Source organism: Streptomyces sp. NPDC014995 (assembly GCF_043080745.1).
Lineage (GTDB): Bacteria > Actinomycetota > Actinomycetes > Streptomycetales > Streptomycetaceae > Streptomyces.
This window is the reverse complement of sequence record NZ_JBIBVX010000001.1, coordinates 747,987-763,333: the sequence shown is the minus strand read 5'-3', so window position 1 is coordinate 763,333 and position 15,347 is coordinate 747,987. Positions and strand designations below refer to the sequence as shown.

Annotated in this window: 16 protein-coding genes and 1 pseudogene; 5 read left to right on the top strand and 12 right to left on the bottom strand. The window is 72.8% G+C overall.

All coding sequences use genetic code 11. The features are described from left to right. Positions 1-3: 3 nt before the first annotated feature. Positions 4-960: a LysR family transcriptional regulator gene (locus ACF1A1_RS03465; protein WP_391644967.1), complete on the bottom strand. Its 957-nt coding sequence runs from the start codon at positions 958-960 to the stop codon at positions 4-6. A gap of 49 nt (positions 961-1,009) precedes the next feature. Between ACF1A1_RS03465 and ACF1A1_RS03460 the strand changes: the two genes are divergently transcribed. Then, positions 1,010-1,399: a RidA family protein gene (locus ACF1A1_RS03460; protein WP_391644965.1), complete on the top strand. Its 390-nt coding sequence runs from the start codon at positions 1,010-1,012 to the stop codon at positions 1,397-1,399. Between the two features lie 60 nt (positions 1,400-1,459). Here the strand turns inward: ACF1A1_RS03460 and ACF1A1_RS03455 are convergent. The 3 genes and pseudogenes from ACF1A1_RS03455 to ACF1A1_RS03445 form a co-directional block, all read right to left on the bottom strand. Continuing rightward, positions 1,460-1,594: pseudogene (locus ACF1A1_RS03455) on the bottom strand (TetR family transcriptional regulator); the annotation flags it as partial. Positions 1,595-1,763: 169 nt separating this feature from the next. Then, complete coding sequence (locus tag ACF1A1_RS03450) at positions 1,764-2,738, bottom strand: aldose epimerase family protein (RefSeq protein WP_391644963.1); 975 nt, start codon at positions 2,736-2,738, stop codon at positions 1,764-1,766. 15 nt (positions 2,739-2,753) lie between these two features. After that, positions 2,754-3,647 (bottom strand): SGNH/GDSL hydrolase family protein, encoded by an 894-nt coding sequence (locus tag ACF1A1_RS03445; protein WP_391644961.1) that lies wholly within the window; start codon positions 3,645-3,647, stop codon positions 2,754-2,756. 278 nt (positions 3,648-3,925) lie between these two features. Between ACF1A1_RS03445 and ACF1A1_RS03440 the strand changes: the two genes are divergently transcribed. Then, positions 3,926-4,420, top strand: coding sequence for a DUF3145 domain-containing protein (locus ACF1A1_RS03440; RefSeq protein ID WP_391644959.1), 495 nt, complete (start codon positions 3,926-3,928; stop codon positions 4,418-4,420). A gap of 94 nt (positions 4,421-4,514) precedes the next feature. Here ACF1A1_RS03440 and fabF read toward each other — a convergent pair whose 3' ends face one another. The 5 genes from fabF to ACF1A1_RS03415 form a co-directional block, all read right to left on the bottom strand. Beyond that, the gene (gene fabF, locus ACF1A1_RS03435; protein WP_391644957.1) at positions 4,515-5,786 is read right to left on the bottom strand and encodes a beta-ketoacyl-ACP synthase II; all 1,272 of its coding nucleotides are present in this window, start codon (positions 5,784-5,786) and stop codon (positions 4,515-4,517) included. Positions 5,787-5,869: 83 nt separating this feature from the next. Next, positions 5,870-6,118, bottom strand: a complete 249-nt coding sequence (locus ACF1A1_RS03430) for an acyl carrier protein (protein WP_029384719.1) — start codon at positions 6,116-6,118, stop codon at positions 5,870-5,872. Between the two features lie 101 nt (positions 6,119-6,219). Continuing rightward, a complete protein-coding gene (locus ACF1A1_RS03425) occupies positions 6,220-7,221 on the bottom strand; it encodes a ketoacyl-ACP synthase III (protein ID WP_391644955.1) in 1,002 nt (333 codons plus the stop codon). A 16-nt stretch (positions 7,222-7,237) separates the two neighbouring features. Further along, positions 7,238-8,152: an ACP S-malonyltransferase gene (locus tag ACF1A1_RS03420; protein ID WP_391644953.1), complete on the bottom strand. Its 915-nt coding sequence runs from the start codon at positions 8,150-8,152 to the stop codon at positions 7,238-7,240. An 89-nt stretch (positions 8,153-8,241) separates the two neighbouring features. Further along, positions 8,242-9,447 carry a PucR family transcriptional regulator gene (locus ACF1A1_RS03415; RefSeq protein WP_391644951.1) on the bottom strand — a complete coding sequence of 402 codons (1,206 nt, stop codon included), beginning with the start codon at positions 9,445-9,447 and terminating at the stop codon, positions 8,242-8,244. 96 nt (positions 9,448-9,543) lie between these two features. Between ACF1A1_RS03415 and ACF1A1_RS03410 the strand changes: the two genes are divergently transcribed. Beyond that, a complete protein-coding gene (locus ACF1A1_RS03410; RefSeq protein WP_391645324.1) occupies positions 9,544-10,200 on the top strand; it encodes a pirin family protein in 657 nt (218 codons plus the stop codon). A 7-nt stretch (positions 10,201-10,207) separates the two neighbouring features. Here the strand turns inward: ACF1A1_RS03410 and ACF1A1_RS03405 are convergent, their stop codons facing one another. Both ACF1A1_RS03405 and ACF1A1_RS03400 read right to left on the bottom strand, forming a co-directional pair. Then, complete coding sequence (locus tag ACF1A1_RS03405; RefSeq protein WP_391644949.1) at positions 10,208-11,959, bottom strand: serine/threonine-protein kinase; 1,752 nt, start codon at positions 11,957-11,959, stop codon at positions 10,208-10,210. Positions 11,960-12,085: 126 nt separating this feature from the next. After that, on the bottom strand, positions 12,086-12,904 hold the full coding sequence (locus tag ACF1A1_RS03400; RefSeq protein ID WP_391644947.1) for a serine hydrolase domain-containing protein: 819 nt from the start codon (positions 12,902-12,904) through the stop codon (positions 12,086-12,088). Positions 12,905-12,979: 75 nt separating this feature from the next. Between ACF1A1_RS03400 and ACF1A1_RS03395 the strand changes: the two genes are divergently transcribed. Next, a complete protein-coding gene (locus ACF1A1_RS03395) occupies positions 12,980-13,471 on the top strand; it encodes a MerR family transcriptional regulator (protein ID WP_391644945.1) in 492 nt (163 codons plus the stop codon). Continuing rightward, positions 13,468-14,484: an aldo/keto reductase gene (locus tag ACF1A1_RS03390; protein WP_391644943.1), complete on the top strand. Its 1,017-nt coding sequence runs from the start codon at positions 13,468-13,470 to the stop codon at positions 14,482-14,484. Before ACF1A1_RS03395 ends, ACF1A1_RS03390 begins: the two co-directional genes overlap by 4 nt. Here the strand turns inward: ACF1A1_RS03390 and ACF1A1_RS03385 are convergent, their stop codons facing one another. Continuing rightward, complete coding sequence (locus tag ACF1A1_RS03385) at positions 14,485-15,339, bottom strand: DUF4429 domain-containing protein (RefSeq protein WP_391645322.1); 855 nt, start codon at positions 15,337-15,339, stop codon at positions 14,485-14,487. Between the last annotated feature and the right edge of the window lie 8 nt (positions 15,340-15,347).

Below are 15,347 nucleotides of genomic sequence, written 5' to 3'. Positions count from 1 at the left end.
GGTCTACGCCATGGGGCGCGGTACCGTCCCGGCCGCTTCCCGCAGGGCGGTGACGAACGCGTCCTCCGCGGGTGTCGGCGACCGTCCGGGCAGGGTCGCCGCGTACACCGCCCGCGCCGGCGCCCCCTCGTCCAGGACCGGCAGCAGGACGACGTCCGGCCGGACGGCCGTGGCGGCGAGCGCCGGGACCAGGGTCACGCCGAGACCGGCGGCCACGTACCCCTGCTTGGCCGTCCACTCGCCGACGACGTGCGCGACGCGCGGCCGGAAGCCCGCCCGCAGGGCCGCGTCGAGCAGGGTGCCCTCGGGCCGGGCGCCGCCGGAGATCCAGTCGGCGTCGGCGAGTTGGCCGAGCCGGACCGGTCCGTGGTGGCCGGCCAGGGGATGGGCGGCCGGGACGGCGACGTACAGGGACTCGTCGAGGAGGTGGTGCAGGGCGTACGCCTCCAGCGGGGCGCGGCCCGTCGTCGACACCACGGCCACGTCCAGGTGGCCCGCGGCCAGCCGGTCCAGCAGGGCGGGGGTGAGGCCCTCCTCGCGGATGAGGCGGACGCCGGGACGGCGGGCGCGGAAGGCGGCCAGGGCGTGCGGCACCAACGCCGCGTCGGCCGTCGCGAACGCCCCGAACCGCAACCGGCCCCCGGTCCCCTCCCGCAGCGCCGCCAGGTCCCGCCCGGCTCCGCGCAGCGTCCCGGCGACGGACTCCGCGTACGGCGCCAGCACCCGCCCCGCCTCCGTCAGCCGCACGCCCCGCGGCAGCCGGTCGAAGAGCGGGCCTCCGCCCAACGCCGCCTCCAGCGAGGAGATCTGCCGGGAGACCGCGGACTGCGTCCAGCCCAGCCTGCGCGCGGCGACCGTGAACGAGCCGTGCCGGGCGACCTCAAGGAACGCGCGCAGCCAGACCGTGGACAGGTCGGGCACGGCGGAGAGGTCGTCATGCGGTTTCGGCATGACGGCCATGCTAGACATTCGCTTGTCGCATCACGGAGGCGGTCCTAGCGTCGACGGCATGGAGATCACCCTCGGCAGCCCCGCCTCCGCGCCCCAGCCCCTGAGCCCGTACTACTCCCAGGTCGCCCGCGTCCAACAGGCCGACGGCGGCGCCCTGTTGTTCCTCTCCGGTCAGATCGCCGAGGGCGACACCCTCGCCGAGCAGACCCGGGGCGTCTTCGAGACGATCGACGCCCTGCTGAAGGCCCACGGCGCCACCCTGGCCGACGTCGTCAACATCCGCACGTACCTCACCGACATCACCGGCCTCGGCGAATACGCCGCCGTACGCGGCGAGTTCCTCACCGGCACCCCGCCCACCAGCATGACCTTCGAGGTGCCGCGGCTGTTCCGGCCGGAGGCGCGGGTGGAGGTCGAGGTCGTGGCGGCGGTGGCCGCCCACGGGTGACACGCGCCGCTCGGAGTGCCGGGACGCCGAAGCGTGAAGCGGTGGCCCTCGGTCCACCGGCTCGCCGAGCAGTCGCCGGAAGTCCCGGAACGCGCCGGGCATGTCCACCGGCTCCGGATCCAGCGGCCCCTGGTACCGCAACCCGTCCATCACCGCCACCAGCAGGGGAGCGGACCGCTCCGGAGTGAGGCCGCCCACCGTTGGTTCTTTGTGAAGGGTTCGTACGAAATCCAGGTGGGTAGGTCGATCGCGGACCGCAGGATCACCGCGACGGTTACCGTCTGACGCGGGACTCCTCGCCCCACGAGCAGCCCCGGTCCGGGACCTGACCCCTGGACCGGGGCTCATCCCTTCCCGCCGGTGCCTACCGCACCGAGAACGCGTACACCGTCTCCGACCGGTACACCCCGCCCGGCCGCAGCTCCGTGCTCGGGAACTCCGGGCGGTTCGGGGAGTCGGGGAAGTGCTGGGTCTCCAGCGCGATGCCGTCGCCCGGCGCGAAGGGCTCGCCCAGGTGGTCCGCCGTGTACACCTGGAGGCCCGGCTCGGTCGTCGCCACCGTCAGCACCCGCCCGGACGCCGGGTCGTGCAGCTCGGCCACCTCCACGGGCCCGTCCGTGACGCCCTTGTCGAGCACGAAGTTGTGGTCGTAGCCGGCGCCGACCTCGCGGGCCGTACGGAAGTCGAAGCGGGTGTCCGCCACCTCCGCCACCCCGGTCGGGATCAGGTCCGCGTCCACCGGTGTGTACCGCGAGGCCGCCAGCCGCAGCTCATGGCCGCCCGCGCCACCGCTGCCGGGGCCGCCCAGGCCGAAGTAGCTGTGGTTGGTCAGGTTCACCACCGTCGGCGCGTCCGTGACCGCCTCGTACGCGATCCGCAGCGCCCCCGACGCCTCCAGCGTGTACGTCGCCGAGACCTCCAGGCGGCCCGGGAAGCCCTCCTCGCCGTGCGGGCTGACCCGGGTCAGCCGCAGCCCGTGCGCGACCGGCTCCACCTCCCACACCCGCTTGTCGAAGCCGCGCTCACCGCCGTGCAGGGAGTTGGGCGCGTTGTTCGGCGCGAGCGGGTACGTCACCCCGTCCAGCGCGAAGCGGGCGTGCGCGATCCGGTTCGCGTACCGCCCGACCAGGGCACCGAGGTAGGGCCCCGGATGCGCGAGATAGCCGTCCAGGTCCGCGAACCCCAGCACCACGTTCGCCGTCCGACCTGCGCGGTCCGGGACCTCCACCGACTGCACGATCCCGCCGTACGACAGGACCCGGACCCGGACGCCCGCCCGCTCCAGGGTCCAGCGGCGCACCGGGGTGCCGTCGGAAAGTGTTCCGAAGTGTTCGCTCATGGGCGAAACCCTAAGTCACGCGCCGCGGGCCGTGATCTTCCGGTAGGCGATCTCCGCCAGTCGCGCCTGACCGTTCTTGCTCGGATGGAACCAGTCCCAGGGGCTCAACTGGTCGGTCCCGAACCGGTACTCGTACACCGCGCCCCCGTCGAAACGGCACCGCAGGTCCTTCGCGCAGACCTCCCTCAACACCGTGTTGTAGTCCTCCACCCGCTTCCGCACCGTCTCGCGGCGCAGGTTCGCCGCCGAGTCCAGCGCGTCCGCGTCGCCCAGCATCGACGGGCAGATCCCCAGCTTCCACACCTGCTTGCCCAGCACATTGGTCCGGCCCTGCGACCACAGCCGCTTCAGGTTCGGCACGCTCGCCACGTACACCTGCGTCTTCGGCGCCGCCCGGCGCAGCGTGCGCATCGCCTCCTCGAACTCCGCGCGGAAGTCCGCCACCGACGTCATCGCGTCCGTGGAGTCCCGGCACGCGTCGTTCGCCCCCGCCATCACCGTCACCAGCTCCGGCCCGCGCGCGGCCGCCTGCGACATCTGCGCCGGCAGGTCCGCCATCCGCGCCCCGGTCGCCGCGTAGTTCCAGCTGTGCGTCACCGCCTTCGACGCCCCCAGCAGCCGTACGGCCAGACTCCTCACCTCGGCGCTGGCACCGGTCGCCCAGGACACCTCCGGGCAGTCCGTCAGGACCGAGCAGGCGTCGAAGCCACGCGTGATGGAGTCGCCCACCGCGGCGATCGAGGCCGGGCTGCTGTCCCACACCGGCGTCGGCGAGGGTGTCGCCCGGCGCGCCTGCGAGGCCGACGCCTCGGGGCCGTCCCCGCCCACGACGTCACAGCCGGCCGCGCCCAGCACGGCGGCAGCCGTGACCGCGACGACGGCCCGCGAGCGGTGGCCTCGCTTCCGCATCCCCTGGTGTCCCCTCGGTCGTCCGGCACGCCTGCGGCCGGACGAGTCGCCGGCCCCACCCATGACAACGTCCGGGAGTTCCCGAGCCCCACAAGAAGCAACTGAACGTACCCGCACAGGCGTCCTGCCGGGTGAATGGCGGGCGTTTCGCGGCACCGGGACCGACGGTACGTCACACTCCTTGCGCCGCCGCACGGTAGCCTCGCCATCAACGTGGCTGCCCTGCCACCGCCGCCATGCCAGCCCGCCAGCCTGTCCCGCTCTGCCCGGAGGTCCCGGTGACGACACGTGGAGTCCTGTACGTGCACTCCGCGCCGCGCGCGATGTGCCCGCACGTCGAGTGGGCCGTCGCCGGGGTGCTCGGCACGCGCGTCAACCTCGACTGGATCCGGCAGCCCGCCGCCCCCGGCACCTGGCGTTCGGAGTTCTCCTGGCAGGGCGAGGCCGGCACCGCCTCCAAGCTCGCCTCCGCACTGCGCGGCTGGCACCTGCTCCGCTTCGAGGTCACCGCCGAACCCTGCGCCACCGCCGAGGGCGAGCGCTACAGCTGCACCCCCGACCTCGGCATCTTCCACGCCGTCACCGGCATCCACGGCGACATCCTCATCCCCGAGGACCGTCTGCGCGCGGCCCTGCTGCGCAGCCAGCGCGGGGAGACCGACCTGGAGGCCGAACTCTCCAAGCTCCTGGGCAAGCCCTGGGACGACGAACTGGAGCCGTTCCGGTACGCGGGCGAGGGAGCGCCGGTGCGCTGGCTGCACCAGGTGGTGTGAGGTCCGTCCGGCACACCGAAGGGGCCCCCACCGATCGGTGGGGGCCCCTTCGGGTACGCGGCCAGGTGCGTACGGACGCTCTCCGGCAGGTCTCTCAGACCGTCCGGAACGCCAGCACCACGTTGTGCCCGCCGAACCCGAACGAGTCGTTCAGGGCCGCGATGCGGCCCTCGACCGGCAGCTTCCGGGCCTCGTCGCGCACGATGTCCGCGTTGGCCTCGGCCTCGGGGTCGAGGTTCTCGACGTTGATGGTCGGCGGGGCCACCCGGTGGTACAGCGCGAGGACCGTCGCGACGGACTCGACGCCGCCCGCGCCGCCCAGCAGGTGACCGGTCATCGACTTGGTCGCCGAGACCGCCATGTGGTCGGCGTCGTCGCCGAACACCTTGCGCAGCGCCTTCAGTTCGGCCACGTCACCGGCGGGCGTCGACGTCGCGTGCGCGTTGACGTGCACGATCTCCGCCGGGTCCAGGTCGGTGTGGTCCAGCAGGTGCTGGAGGGCGTGCGCGATGCCGCGGCCCTCCGGCTCCGGCTGCACGATGTCGTGGCTGTCGGCGGAGATGCCCTGCCCGACCGCCTCGGCGTACACCCGCGCCCCGCGCTTGGCGGCGTGCTCGGCGGACTCCAGGACGATCACGCCGGCGCCCTCGCCGAGGACGAAACCGTCGCGCGCGGTGTCGTAGGGACGCGAGGCGCCCTGCGGGTCGTCGTTGTTCTTGGACATCGCCATCATGTTGCCGAACGCGGCGATGGGCAGCGGGTGGATCGCCGCCTCCGTACCGCCGGCGACGACGATGTCGGCACGGCCCGTACGGATCATCTCGATGGCGTAGCCGATGGCCTCGGCGCCCGACGCGCAGGCGGAGACCGGCGTGTGCACGCCCGCGCGGGCGCCCACGAGCAGGCCCACGTTGGCGGACGGGCCGTTCGGCATCAGCATGGGCACGGTGTGCGGGGAGACGCGGCGGACGCCCTTCTCCTTCAGCACGTCGTACTGGTCCAGCAGGGTCGTCACACCGCCGATGCCGGAGGCGATGACCGCACCGAGCCGGTCCGGGTCGACGGAGGCGTCCTCACCGGCCCTGCCTTCGAATCCGGCGTCCTTCCACGCCTCCTGGGCCGCGATCAGCGCGAACTGCGCCGAGCGGTCCAGCCTGCGGGCCTGCGGCCGCGGAATGACCTCGGTGGGCTCCACGGCGACCGGGGCCGCGATACGGACGGCCTGCTCGGCCGCCCACTCCTGCTCCAGGGGCTTGACACCGGACTTGCCGGCGACCAGACCCTCCCAGGTAGAGGCTGCGTCGCCACCCAGCGGTGTGGTTGCGCCGATACCGGTGACGACCACGGTGCGATTGGTCGGGCTCACGGGAATTCTTTCTCCAACGATCGGGATTCAGCGGCGCCACCGCCGGGTGGCGGGGCCGGTCAGCGTCCGGCCCGAGCAGGGACTCAGGCCTGGTGCTTGAGGATGTACTCGGTCGCGTCGCCGACCGTCTTGAGGTTCTTGACGTCCTCGTCCGGGATCTTGACGTCGAAGCGCTCTTCGGCGGCGACGACGACCTCGACCATGGACAGGGAGTCGACGTCCAGGTCGTCGGTGAAGGACTTGTCCAGCTGGACGTCCTCAACCGGGATCCCGGCGATCTCGTTCACGATCTCCGCGAGACCGGCGACGATCTCTTCCTGAGTGGCGGCCATGTGGCGCTCCTTCGTTGGTGTTCCAGAGGGTGTGGCGCCCACCGCGGCAGCGGCAGGTGGTGCATTTCGCGCGCCGGACCGGATGATCCGGCACGGAGTGCCTAGGGGAGGGTAACGACCGTCGCGGCGTACACGAGACCCGCCCCGAATCCGATGACGAGCGCGGTGTCGCCGCTCTTCGCCTCGCCGGTCGCCAGGAGCCGCTCCATCGCGAGCGGAATCGAGGCGGCCGAGGTGTTGCCGGTGGTGCGCACGTCACGGGCGACCGTGACGGACTCCGGCAGCTTGAGAGTCTTCACCATCGAGTCGATGATCCGCTCGTTGGCCTGGTGCGGGATGAAGACGTCCAGGTCGCCGGAGGTGATCCCGGCCGCGTCCAGCGCCTGCTGGGCGACCTTCGCCATCTCGAACACGGCCCAGCGGAAGACCGCCTGGCCCTCCTGGGTGATCGCCGGGAACTTCGCGACCTCGCCGGTGCGGTAGTCCGTCCACGGCACGGTCTGCTTGATGGTCTCCGACTTGTCGCCCTCGGAGCCCCAGACCGTCGGGCCGATCGCCGGCTCCTTCGACGGGCCGACCACGACCGCGCCCGCGCCGTCGCCGAACAGGAAGGCGGTCGCCCGGTCCTCCAGGTCCGTCAGGTCGGACAGCCGCTCGACGCCGATGACCACGACGTACTCGGCGGAACCCTCGACGACCATGCCCTTGGCGAGCGTGAGGCCGTAGCCGAAGCCCGCGCAGCCGGCCGAGATGTCGAAGGCGGCGGCCCGGTTCGTGCCCAGCTTGTCGGCGATCTCGGTGGCCACGGCCGGCGTCTGCTTGAAGTGCGAGACGGTGGAGACGACCACGGCGCCGACCTGCTCGGAGGTGATCCCGGCGTCGGCGATCGCCTTGCCGGCCGCCTCCACCGACATGGCGGCGACGGTCTCCTCGTCGTTCGCCCAGTGCCGGGTCTCGATGCCGGAGCGCGAGCGGATCCACTCGTCGGACGAGTCGATCGTCTCGAGGATCACCTCGTTGGGCACCACACGGGTGGGCCGGTAACCGCCCACGCCGAGGATGCGCGCGTACGGGGCGCCCTTGCTGGGCTTGATCTTCGACATGACCGTCGGCTCCTTGTCAGGCACTGTGCTCGGCGATGACCTCGCGGGCCGCGTCGAGATCGTCGGGGGTCTTCAGCGCGAGCGTCCGCACACCGGGCAGGGCGCGCTTGGCGAGACCGGTGAGGGTGCCGCCGGGGCACACCTCGATCAGCGCGGTGACGCCGAGCTCCTTGAAGGTCTCCATGCACAGGTCCCAGCGGACCGGGTTGGCGACCTGGCCGACGAGACGCTCGAGGACCTCGGCGCCGGTGGCGACGGTCCGCCCGTCCTTGTTGGAGACGTAGGGGACGGTCGGGTCGCCGGGCGTGAGCTCCTTGGCCGCGGTGGCCAGCGTCTCGACCGCGGGGGCCATGTGGTGGGTGTGGAAGGCGCCGGCGACCTTCAGCGGGACGACCTTGCGGACGCCCTCGGGCTTGTCCTCGTTCAGCGCGGCGAGCTGCTCCAGCGTGCCCGCGGCGACGATCTGGCCGGCGCCGTTGACGTTCGCCGGGGTCAGGCCCAGCTTCTCCAGGTGCGCCACGGAGACCTCGGGGTCGCCGCCGAGCAGCGCCGACATACCGGTCTCGGTGACGGCGGCGGCGTCGGCCATCGCCAGGCCGCGCTTGCGTACGAGGGTCAGCGCGGCGGTGTCGTCGAGCACACCGGCGAAGGCGGCGGCGGTGATCTCACCGACGCTGTGCCCCGCGACCGCGCCGGGCGCCATGTCACCGAGTGCCGCGGCGGACAGGATTCCGGCGGCGACGAGCAGCGGCTGGGCCACCGCGGTGTCCCGGATGGCGTCCGCGTCGGCCTGCGTCCCGTAGTGGGCGAGGTCCAGTCCGATGGCGTCCGACCACGCGGCGACGCGGTCGGCGGCGCCGGGCAGTTCGAGCCAGGGGGTCAGGAAGCCGGGCGTCTGGGCGCCCTGGCCGGGAGCGACGAGTACGAGCACTCTCACACTCTCTCTTGAGGGCGGCCCGCGCCGCCCGTGGGGACAAGGACGAAGAACGGCAGGGGGTTTTGTGGGCCCCCGACAAAACGTTAGCTCTGGGGATCTCCATCGACCAGACGCCCCAGGATCAGCGCGATGCGCAAGGTGAACGCCGAGCGTACATCCGAAGGCGACCAGCCGGTGACGTCAGTCACACGTCGAAGCCGGTAGCGCACGGTGTTGGGATGCACGAACAGCATCCTGGCCGCACCCTCCAGACTGGACGCCTGTTCGAGATAGACGGAGAGCGTTTCCAGGAGCGCGGACCCCGCCTCCTCCAGCGGTCTGTAGATCTCCTCCACCAACTGCTCGCGCGCGCTCGGGTCACCGGCGATGGCGCGTTCCGGAAGCAGGTCGTCCGCCAGGACCGGCCGCGGGGCGTCCTGCCAGGCGGAACACGCCTTCAGCCCGGCCGCGGCGGCCTGCGCGGACCGGGTCGCGGCGAGCAGGTCGGGCACGACGGGCCCGGCGACGACCGGCCCCGCGGCGAACGGCCCGATCAGCGACTTGGCCACGGCGAGCGGATTGTCGCTGCCCCCCGCGATGACCACGAGCCGGGAGCCGAGCACCCCGGTGAGCACCTGGAGCTTGGCGTGGCGCGAGGCCCGCCGGATGGCTTCCACCGTCAGCTCGGAATCCCCGTCCGGAGCGGTCCCGAGGACGACGCAGACATGCTCGGGCGAGTTCCAGCCGAGCGCCGCGGCCCGGCTGACGGCCCCCTCGTCGGCCTCCCCGCTGAGCACGGCGTTGACGACGAGCGACTCGAGGCGGGCGTCCCAGGCACCGCGTGCCTCGGCGGCCTGGGCGTAGACCTGGGCGGTGGCGAAGGCGATCTCACGGGCGTAGACGAGGAGCGCCTCGCGCAGCACCCTCTCGTCGCCCGGAGCGGCGACCTCGTCGATCGCGGACTCCATGACCTCGATGGTCGTGCGCACCATCTCGACGGTCTGGCGGAGGGTGATGGCCCGGGTCAGCTCGCGGGGCGCGGTGCCGAAGACGTCGGTGGAGATGGCCTGCGGGGCGTCGGGACGCCGGAACCACTCCGTGAAGGCGGCGATACCCGCCTGGGCGACCAACCCGATCCAGGAGCGGTTCTCCGGGGGCATCGCCCGGTACCACGGCAGGGTCTCGTCCATGCGCGCGATCGCCTGGGCGGCGAGGCTGCCGGAGGACTTCTCCAGTCGCTTCAGCGTCGCGGAGTGCGCGTGGACGGCGTGTGCTGCGGCTGCGGTGTTGCGGGCTTCGGGTTGGGGCACGGGGACAAGACTGCCTTATCGGGACGGGAGCATGCGTGGGCGGGTCGCAGGTGGGGGCTCCGCGCGGGCGGCCGCGGGTCTACCGTGGTCTGCGTGATGGACGTACGGCGCGCCGACGAGCGCTACCGCGGCGGGGACCCGGCGGCCGGGATCGAGACCCGTCACGCCTTCTCCTTCGGCCCCCACTACGACCCCGGCAACCTCCGCTTCGGCGCGCTGATCGCCTGCAACGAGGAACGCCTGGCCCCCGGCGCCGGCTTCGACGAACACCCCCACAGCCACACGGAGATCGTGACGTGGGTGGTCGAGGGCGAGCTCACCCACCGCGACACCGGGGGCCACGAGACCCGGGTGCGCCCCGGCGACGTGCAGCGGCTCAGCGCGGCGGCCGGCGTGCGGCACGTCGAGCGCAACGACGGCGACGCGCCCCTGACCTTCGTGCAGATGTGGCTGGCCCCGCTGGAGCCCGGCGGCGACCCCGCCTACGACCTGGTGCGCGGCATCGCCGACTCCACGCCGTACGCCGTCCCCGGGGCGGGCGCGATGCTGCACGTGCGGCGGCTGGCCGCGGGGGAGCGGAGCGCCGTGCCGGACGGCGCCCACGTGTATGTGCACGTGGTGCGCGGCACCGTCCGGCTCGGGCCGTACGAGCTGCGGCCGGGGGACGCGGTGCGCGCCGCGGACGAGAAGGACCTGGAGCTGACCGCGGCCGCCGACCCGGCCGAGGTGCTGGTCTGGGAGATGTCGGCGTGAGTGACGCTCACCCCTCGGAGCTGGGATCCTCCGCGTTGCGCCAGATCGTGAGGTCCAGCGAGACGTAGTCGCTCGGGTCGCTCTGCGCGGCGGTGCCCCGGAAGGTGACCAGGGCGATGTGGCCGGAACCGGTGTGCACGCAGAACTGCGAGCCCTTGGACAGCTGGGAGAGCGAGACGCTCTCGGCGTACCGGGTCTCCTCGCGGCAGGTCTTCAGGGAGCCCTGCTGGGCGTTGTTCAGCAGGACGATCTTGTCATCGGAGCTGCGCAGCTGGTCGTCGTAGTAGTACAGGTCGCTGTAGTAGATGTCGACGTCGTCGTTCAGCGGCTTGGGCGGGGAGTCCGCGAACTGCACGTAGTAGCCGTCGGGGATGTTGATGCCCTGGTAGCTGACCGGCTTGGGGTCGGGCAGCGGCTCGGCGCTCGCGGAGCCCGAACCGCCGCCGGCGGCGTTCGCGGAGCCGGCCGACGAGTCGTCGAGGCCCCTGATGAACGAGGCGCAGCTGCCGAGCCAGAACAACCCCATCACCACCCCGACCGTCACCCCGATCCACTTGCCGACCTTGTTCTGCTTCGGCGGCTGCACCGGGTGCGGCCGCCAGCCGGGCTGCTGGACGAAGGGCGGCCGGGGCACGGTCGGCGGCCCGTACGACGGCTGGAACGGGGGCTGCGGCCGGAGCGGCGGCTGGGGCGGCGGGACGGGGGGCCCGAACGAGGGCGCCGACGGGAGGTGGGCGGCCGCCGCCGTGGGCGCCGCGTGCATCGGCGCCGACGGCGGGGTCACGTCGGGCCGGGTGACCGGCGCCGTGGGCGAGGGGGCGGCCGGAGCGACCGTCGGGGCCGCCGCCAGCGCGGCCGAGGCCGACACCCGCTGCGTGATCTGCGCGGTGATCGCCTCCGGCAGCCACGATCCGGACTGGCGCAGCGGCGTGGGCGACGCCTCTTGGCACAGGGAGATGATCTCGGCGGGGGAGGGACGCTCGGCCGGGTCCTTGGCCAGGCAGCGCGCGATGAACCCGAGCTGCGCGGGGAGGCCGGTGAGATCGGGCTCCTCGTGGACGATCCGGTACAGCACCGCGTGCGACGGCCCGTCCCCGTACGCTCCGGTGCCGCGCCCCGCGAACACGGCGACCTGGCCGAGCGCGAACACGTCCGACGCGGGCGTGACCGGCTTCCCGGCGGCCTGCTCCGGCGACATGAAGGCGGGGGTGCCGATGGAGACGCCGGTGCCGGTGAGCGCCGTGGCGTCGGCGGCCCGCGCGATGCCGAAGTCGATGACGCGCGGGCCGTCCGAGGCGAGCAGCACGTTGGACGGCTTGAGGTCGCGGTGGACGATGCCCGCCCCGTGGATGACCGACAGCGCCTCGGCCATCCCCGCGAGCAGCAGCAGGACCGACGGCACCGGCAGCGGCCCGTGCTCGGCGACGGCCGAGGACAGCGAGGGGCCGGCCACGTAGGCGACGGCCAGCCACGGCTGGGTGCCCTCGGTGTCGTAGTCGATGACCGGGGCGGTGTAGAGGCCCTGCACACGCTGGGCGGCCTTGACCTCCTGCTGGAACCGGCGGCGGAACTCGGGGTCCTCGCTCAGCTCCGGCCGGATGGTCTTCAGGGCGATCGGGTGCCCGCCGGGCGTGTACGACAGGTACACCGTGCCCATCCCGCCCGCACCGAGCCGCGCCGCCAGCCGGTAGCCCGCCACCGCCGTCGGGTCGCCGCTCTCCAAGGGGCGGAACTGACCGCCCGGTTGTGCCCCTGCCATGCTCTCCCCCGAGATCCGTATGGGTGGTGTGGAAGGGGAGGTTAGCCGAGGGGGCCGGCACCCCGGCGCCCGAGCCCCCTCGCCCCGGGTCCGCCGTCCGGATCAGGCCGCGGGAATCGACAGCCCCTAGGGCAGCTCCGCGAGCACCGCGTCGGTGAATCCGGGCCACGCCTCGATCGCCCACGGCCCGAACGCCCGGTCCGTCAGCGCCACCGCGGCGACCCGGACGTCGGGGTCGACCCACAGGAACGTACCGGACTGCCCGAAGTGCCCGAACGTCCGCGGCGAGGACGAACTCCCGGTCCAGTGCGGCGACTTGGAGCCGCGGATCTCGAAGCCCAGTCCCCAGTCGTTGGGGTTCTGGTGCCCGTAGCCCGGCAGGACGCCCTTCGTACCCGGGTACTGCACGGACATCAGCTCCGCGACCGTCCGCGGATCGAGCAGCCGCGGCGCCTGCACCTCCGCGGCGAACCGCAGCAGGTCCTCGACCGTCGACACCCCGTCCTTCGCCGGGGACCCCTCCAGCGAGGTCGCCGTCATGCCGAGCGGCTCCAGTACGGCCTGCCGCAGGTACTCCGCGAAGGGAATGTCCGTCGCCTTCGCGATGTGGTCCGCGAGCTGCTCGAACCCGGCGTTGGAGTACAGCCGCCGCTCCCCGGGCGGAGCCGTCACCCTGTGCTCGTCGAAGGCGAGCCCGGAGGTGTGCGCGAGCAGATGACGGACCGTCGCCCCGGGCGGCCCGGCCGGCTCGTCCAGCTCGATCGCCCCCTCCTCGTACGCGACGAGCGCGGCGTACGCGGCGAGCGGCTTGGTGACCGAGGCCAGCGGGAAGCGCTGCCCGGCCGGGCCGTGGGTGCCCAGGACCGTACCGTCGGCCCGGACGACGCCCGCCGCGGCGGAGGGAACCGGCCAGTTCTCGATCAGCGCGAGACTCTTCAGCGACATGCCATGAGCCTACCTTCGGACTTCTTACCGTTTTCGCTTGCTTGGAGCGCACTCCAAGGTCCTAGCGTGGAGCCCATGACGGTGTTGCAGACCACGCCCGTGACCCCCGGACAAGCCCCCAGCCCCGCAGACGTCTGCTCCGCCCCGCCACGGCGGCACCCCCGCCCCGACGGGCAGGACAGCTACACGATCAGCGAGGTGGTCGCCTTCACCGGCCTGACGGCGCACACCCTGCGCTGGTACGAGCGGATCGGGCTGATGGCCCACGTCGACCGCTCGCACACCGGCCAGCGCCGCTACAGCAACCGCGACCTGGACTGGCTCGACCTCGTCGGCAAGCTGCGGCTGACCGGCATGCCGGTCGCCGACATGGTCCGGTACGCAGAGCTGGTCCGCGAGGGCGAGGGCACGTACCACGAGCGGCGCGAGCTGCTGGAGGAGACCCGCCGGGACGTGCGGGCACGGATCGCCGAACTCCAGGACACGCTCGCGGTACTCGACCGGAAGATCACGTTCTACTCGGACGCCACGCGCGTCCACCCCCTGCAAGCGGAGAGGACCCGATGAACGACAGCAGGATCCCGACGGCACGACTCGGCGACGGCGGACCGGAGGTCGGCGTCCAGGGCCTCGGCTGCATGGGCATGAGCTTCGCCTACGGCCCCTCCGACGCCCGCGAGTCCCGGGCCACGCTGGACCGCGCGCTGGAACTGGGCGTCACCCTGTACGACACTGCGGACGCGTACGGCGCCGGCGAGAACGAGCGCTTCCTCTCCCCGTTCTTCAGGGCGCACCGCGACGAGGTGGTCATCGCCACCAAGTTCGCCCTCTCCATCCCGCCGGACGACCCGACCCGGCGCGTCATCCGCAACGACCGCCCCTACATCCGCCAGGCCGTCGAGGCGAGCCTGAAGCGCCTGGACGTCGACGTCATCGACCTCTACTACATGCACCGGCGCGATGTGGACATACCGATCGAGGACACCGTCGGCGCGATGGCCGAGCTGGTGCGCGAGGGCAAGGTCAAGCACCTCGGCCTGAGCGAGGTCACCGCCGCCGAACTGCGCGCGGCCCAGGCGGTCCACCCCATCGCCGCCGTGCAGTCGGAGTGGTCGCTGTTCAGCCGGGACATCGAGGACCGGGTCGTCCCGGCCGCCCGGGAACTGGGCGTCGCGCTCGTGCCGTACTCCCCGCTCGGCCGCGGTTTCCTCACCGGTTCCTTCGCCGACGCCGACCAGGACCTCACCCCCGACGACTTCCGCCGTCAGCAGCCCCGTTTCACCGGCGACAACGCGGCCGCGAACGCCGCCCTGCTGGAGCCGATCCGCGCGGTGGCCCGCGCCCACGACGCGACGCCGGCCCAGATCGCCCTGGCCTGGGTGCAGCGACAGGCCCGCGTCCACGGCCTCCCGGTCGTCCCGATCCCGGGCACGCGCAAGCCGGGGAGGGTCGAGGAGAACGCGCGGGCGGCGGCCATCGAACTGACGGAGGAGGAACTGTCCCTGCTGGAGCCGATCGCGGGCAAGGTGTCGGGCGACAGGTACGCGGACATGACGTTCACCTCCGCCGGACGCGAGTAGCTACAGCTCCGCGAGCAACTCGGCCTTCTTCACCGAGAACTCCTCGTCCGTCACCAGCCCGGCTCTGTGCAGCTCACCGAGGTGCCGGATCCGCTCGGCGACATCCGCGGGGTCCCGGCGCGGCGCGGCCGCGGCCGGGACGGCCGCCACCGCCCCGCGCGAGCGGACCGCGGCCAGGACGGCGGCGGCGAACGGCAGCGACTCGTGAACCGCCCCGTACCCCAGCCCGAACACCACGGCAGCCGGATCCTGGTCCGGCTGCTCCGGTGCTTCCCCGCCGCGGAGCAAGCGCAGATGCCCCTCGAAGACCTCCGGTGACCGCCACTCCACGCCGCTCAGCCCGGACACCGGAAAGCTCTGGTCGCCGGCCTTCCACTTCGCCGAGGACGCCCCCGTCCAGAACCACCGGAACCGCACGGTCCGCCCGTCGAAGGACGCCTTCGCGTCGTACGCCTTGAACGACAGCGGAGCCTCGGGCGCGGCCACCAGGAACCTCTCCGCCGGACCGGACTCGCTCAGCCCCGCCCGCAGCTCGTCGGCGTAGTACTCCGCGAGGATCTCCCGCTCCGCGGGCAGCACCAGCCGGTACGGGTCGCTCGTCTCCCGCAGCTGCCCCGCCGCCGCCTCGATCAGCGGATCGGCCCCCGGCCGCGGCTCGACGCGCAGCACCACGGTCCCCCGCTTGCCGGGCTCGAGCGTCACACCCGCGATCGCCGCCAGCGGGATCCGGCGCTCCCCGAGCGCCGAGAACAGCTTGGATGTGCGCATGCCCCGTTCGTAGCGGATGAGGACGGAGTCGGACTGGAACTCCCAGGCGGCATGAAATCCGGCCAGTACGTCACCCATGCGGCTCATCGTATGCG